This window comes from Chryseobacterium sp. VD8, from assembly GCF_037149975.1.
Taxonomy (GTDB): domain Bacteria; phylum Bacteroidota; class Bacteroidia; order Flavobacteriales; family Weeksellaceae; genus Chryseobacterium; species Chryseobacterium indicum.
Genome location: NZ_JBBCQL010000330.1, coordinates 1 through 3412 on the forward strand (window position 1 = coordinate 1; position 3412 = coordinate 3412).

General features: G+C 35.3%; 4 protein-coding genes. 2 read left to right on the forward strand and 2 right to left on the reverse strand.

From position 1 onward, the window contains the following. Together WFK35_RS21525 and WFK35_RS21530 are read left to right on the forward strand one after the other, a co-directional pair. Window positions 1–317, forward strand: a 317-nt coding sequence (locus WFK35_RS21525) for a helix-turn-helix domain-containing protein (RefSeq protein ID WP_336734586.1), incomplete at its 5' end; no start/stop codon positions are given. Window positions 318–407: 90 nt separating this feature from the next. Continuing rightward, window positions 408–1172, forward strand: a complete 765-nt coding sequence (locus WFK35_RS21530; protein ID WP_336734588.1) for an SDR family NAD(P)-dependent oxidoreductase — start codon at window positions 408–410, stop codon at window positions 1170–1172. A gap of 446 nt (window positions 1173–1618) precedes the next feature. On the opposite strand, the gene WFK35_RS21535 is transcribed toward WFK35_RS21530, so the two are convergent. Further along, a complete protein-coding gene (locus tag WFK35_RS21535; protein ID WP_336734589.1) occupies window positions 1619–2767 on the reverse strand; it encodes a methionine aminotransferase in 1149 nt (382 codons plus the stop codon). A gap of 190 nt (window positions 2768–2957) precedes the next feature. Further along, the coding region (locus tag WFK35_RS21540; RefSeq protein ID WP_336734590.1) for a T9SS type A sorting domain-containing protein at window positions 2958–3412 on the reverse strand (455 nt) is incomplete at its 5' end.

Below are 3412 nucleotides of genomic sequence, written 5' to 3' on the forward strand. Positions count from 1 at the left end.
TGTTTGTAGAACTGTTGGAAAGGCAGTTTCCCATAGAATCATCGGATCAGAGACTGCAGCTGAAAACGGCAAAAGATTATGCAGACCGATTGGGGGTTCATGTAAATTATTTAAATAAAAAACTGAAAGAAAGTACGGGGAAAACCACTACGGAAATTATTGCAGAAAGGGTTATTCAGGAAGCAAAAATTCTTCTGAAACAGACCAAGTGGAATGTTTCTGAGATTTCCTATGCTCTAGGATTTGAGGAAATTGCTCATTTTTCAAACTTTTTCAAAAAGAAAACATCTCTCGCTCCTTTAGAATTCCGGTCATGATTTGAATTTTGCAAATTTAAGTTTGATTAAAGCAAACGCCTAAACCGTAAATTACCTGAACTTTGTCTCATTAAAATAAATCATTAAATAATGGAAACAAGAACAAAAATTGCTCTGATTACAGGCGGAAGCAGAGGATTAGGAAGAAATTCTGCTATTAAAATTGCCCAGAAAGGTCTTGATGTCATTTTAACTTACAGAACCAATAAGGAAGAAGCGGATAGAGTAGTAGAAGAAATTCAGTCTTTAGGACAGAAAGCAATTGCTTATCAACTGGATACAAAAGAGGTGAAAAGTTTTGATGCTTTTGTAAAAACGGTAGGAGATCACCTTGAAGAAAATACAGGCAGCCGAAATATCGATTATCTCATCAATAATGCAGGAACAGCTTTGTACTGCCCGATTCCGGAGGTTACCGAAGAGCAGTTGGACGATATGGTGGATATTCATTTCAAGGGTGTATTTTTCCTGACTCAGAAGTTTTTGCCTTTTATGAATGAAAACGGAGGAATCATCAACGTTTCGTCAGGATTGGCAAGGTTTGCATTGCCCGGATCTTCCGTATATGGTTCTATGAAGGCAGCGATTGATATGCTTACGAAATATCAGGCAAAAGAGCTGGGTGCAAGAAAAATTAAATCCAATGTTGTGGCTCCCGGTGCTATTGAAACAGATTTTGGCGGCGGAAGAACAAGGGATGATAAAAACATCAATGCTATGGTTGCCAATAATACCGCTTTAGGAAGAGCAGGAGTTCCCGACGACATCGGCGGAATAGTGGCTTTCCTGTGTACCGAAGAGGCAAGATGGATCAACGGACAGAGAATTGAAGCTTCCGGAGGTATGTTTTTATAATCTTAAATAAAAACTGGTGACAGAAATTATCAATGTCACCAGTTTTTTATTTCAACTTTTTTACTGCGAAAGATGCAAACACTTTAGTTTTTAAAGTTTACTACTTAAATGGAAAATTTGTCTAAACTTTTTTACCGCAAAAGATGCAAAAGATTGTAACACTTTAGTAGTTTAAGTTTAATACTTAAATGGAAAAAAGAACACATAAGTTTTAAAAAAAATCAAAGATTTTTTCTCTTTGCAGACTTTTGAAATACTTTAAATAAATCCAATAAAGTCTTTTGCATCTTTTGTGGTTAAATTTAAAAAGTTTAAAAAAATCAAAGATTTTTTTCTCTTTACACACTTTGAAATACTTTAAATAAACGTATTAAAGTCTTCTGCATCTTTTGCGGTTAAATTTTTTTTGAAATCTTTATAGTTTGCTAAATCAACGATCAACGAAATTACAGTTTAGACAAATTTTCCAAAGCTCTTTCTAAAGTTTCCTGCTTCTTGGCAAAACACAAACGGATAACATTTTCATTCAGTCTGTTTTTATAAAAAGAAGAGAAAGGAACACTTGCCACCTTATGATTAATCGTGAGTTCGTGAGCGAAATCAAGATCATTTTTGTCAGAAATCTTATCATATTTTAAAGCCTGAAAATAAGTTCCTTCGCAATCCAGTAATTCAAAAGAAGTATTGGCTAAACCCTGTCTCAAAAAATCTCTTTTTTCCTGAAAGAACTGATTCAGCTGATTGTAATGATCCGGATTTTTCATATACTCCGCCAAAGCAAGCTGCATCGGTGTATTCACGGAGAAAACATTAAACTGATGGATTTTCCTGAATTCGTCAGTCAGATATTTCGGAGCCGCACAATAACCTATTTTCCAGCCGGTAACATGAAACAGTTTTCCGAATGAAGCAACCAGAAGACTTCTGTTTTTCAGTTCGGGATATTTGCAGATGCTTAAATGCTGTTTTCCGTCAAAGACAATATTTTCATAGACTTCGTCACTTAAAATCAGGATAGAAGTTCCTTCCACAATTTTAATTAATTCCTGAATGTCATTTTCCTTTAAAATCTTTCCGGAAGGATTGTTCGGATTGTTCAGGATAATCATCTTTGTTTTTTCCGAGACTAAATTTTTCACAACATTCCAGTCGATTTCATAATCGGGAGCTTTCATCTCGAAACGTTTTACGATTCCTCCGAAAAGTTCTACGGTAGGTTCATAACAGTCGTAAGCCGGTTCAAAAATAATGACCTCATCCTCTTTTTTTACAAAAGTGGCAATTGCTGTGAAAATAGCCTGAGTTCCGCCTGCAGTAACGGTAATTTCAGAATCCGGATGATACACTGCCTGATGAGAATTTTCAATTTTTCCGGCAATTTCTTCCTTCAAACCGATCATTCCGCCCATCGGCGCATACTGATTAAAGCCTTTTTTAATGAAATGATCCACATGATCCAGCAATTCGGAATCCGGCATGAAATCGGGAAATCCCTGGGACAGATTGATGGCTTCATTTTCATTGGCAAGCTGCGTCATCTGACTGAAAATCGTAGTTCCCACATTGGAAAGTTTAGATAAAGGAAGTTGTATCATTAAAGGTTATTTTTTGTTGTTTCGAATTTAATTTATTTTTTACAATCAGGCGATATTTAGAGTTTTAAATTAATCACAAAAAACAAAAAGATTTTAATTTCAGATTATGTGAACAAGAATAGGCTATTTTACTAACTTACAAAGAAAAACCATCCGATTCCGGATGGCATTTTTGAAGATATGAATTGCATTACCTCGTTATGAGTAACTTTTGCGAAGTAGTTTTGGAGGACGATTTTATCTCAACAATATAAGTTCCCGGAAGAAGCTGTTCTGTGCTGAGCCTTATGGATTGTTTTCCGCTGTTCAGCATTTGAGATTTTTCAGAAGATATTTTACCTAAAGAACTGATGATTCTTAAAGTAATCAATTCGCTTTTTTCCAGATTGATATTTACGTCTACATAATCTTTTGCAGGATTAGGAGTAAGTTTTATACTCTCGAATGATAAAGTATTATCCGTAGCCGTATTTGCATTTTTTTGCACCACTGCGGTACTGATATCAAATCCGCCATCCATTACTGTTACCAGCGTAAGCTTTTCGTCATCATTTAAATTAACATTAATAGGAACCGATGAAGAAAAATTGCTGAAAGAAACACCTGTTTCCTGTGCGGTAGCATATTCTTTAATCTGGTTGCTTA